General features: G+C 62.8%; 1 protein-coding gene. It reads left to right on the forward strand.

From position 1 onward, the window contains the following. Positions 1-1,485: glutamate synthase central domain-containing protein (locus tag EN893_RS33650; RefSeq protein WP_281062524.1), on the forward strand; the 1,485-nt coding region annotated here is incomplete at both ends.

Consider the following 1,485-nt stretch of genomic DNA (forward strand, 5'->3'; position numbering starts at 1 on the left):
GGGCCTCTACGATCCGCGCAACGAGCATGACGCCTGCGGCGTCGGCTTCATCGTCAATATGAAGGGCGTGAAGTCGCATCAGATCGTCAAGGACGGGCTGGCTGTGCTCGAAAACCTGACGCATCGCGGCGCCGTTGGCGCCGATCCGCTGGTCGGCGATGGCGCCGGCGTGCTGGTGCAGCTTCCCGACCAGTTCTTCCGTGAGGAGATGACGGCCCAGGGCATCGAGCTGCCGCCGGCGGGTCAGTACGGCGTCGGACACTGGTTCATGCCGCAGGACGCGGCCCTTCGCGCCCATATCGAGGACATCATTGTCGAATCGGCGCAATCCGAGGGGCTTCCGCTCATCGGTTTCCGTGACGTGCCCGTCGACAATTCGTCGCTTTCGAAGGCGCCTGACATCGTGGCATCCGAGCCGTTCCATCGGCAGATCTTCATCGGCCGCACGCCAGACATTACCGATGACGAGGAATACGAGGCCAGGCTCTATCTGCTGCGCAAGGTGATATCGGGCCGCATCTACGCCGAGAACGATAACAAGGACATCGGCGCCTATTGCGTGTCGCTGTCGGCGCGCACCATCGTCTACAAGGGCATGTTCCTGGCCTACCAGGTCGGCGCCTATTACAAGGACCTGATCGATCCGCGCTTCGAGACCGCGCTGATCCTCGTCCACCAGCGCTTCTCGACCAACACCTTCCCGTCTTGGAAGCTGGCGCATCCCTACCGCATGGTCGCCCACAATGGCGAGATCAACACCGTGCGCGGCAACAACAACTGGATGGCTGCGCGCCAGGCGTCGGTCGATTCCGAACTGTTCGGCAACAACATCTCGAAGCTGTGGCCGATTTCCTATGACGGCCAGTCCGACACCGCCTGCTTCGACAATGCGCTCGAGTTCCTGTTCCAGGGCGGGTACAGGCTCAGCCATGCCATGATGATGCTGATCCCGGAAGCCTGGGCGGGCAACAAGCTCATGGATGCCGATCGCAAGGCCTTCTACGAATACCATGCGGCACTGATGGAGCCGTGGGACGGGCCGGCGGCGGTGGTTTTCACCGATGGCCGCCAGATCGGCGCCACGCTCGACCGCAATGGCCTGCGCCCGGCACGCTACATCGTCACCGATGACGACCGCGTCATCATGGCCTCGGAAGCCGGCGTGCTGCCGGTGCCCGAGGAGAAGATCGTCAAGAAGTGGCGGCTGCAGCCAGGCCGGATGCTTCTGATCGACCTGGAGAAGGGGCGTATCGTCTCCGACGAGGAGCTCAAGTCGGAGATCGCGACCAAGCATCCCTACAAGACCTGGCTCGCCAACACGCAGCTCATTCTCGAAGATTTGAAGCCGGTCGAGCCGCGCGCGCTGCGCAAGGATGTCAGCCTGCTCGATCGCCAGCAGGCATTCGGCTATAGCCAGGAAGACACCAAGCTGTTGATGTCGCCGATGGCGACGACAGGCCAGGAAGCGGTGGGCTCGATGGGCAC

This window comes from Mesorhizobium sp. M7A.F.Ca.CA.004.04.2.1 (assembly GCF_004022825.1).
GTDB lineage: Bacteria > Pseudomonadota > Alphaproteobacteria > Rhizobiales > Rhizobiaceae > Mesorhizobium.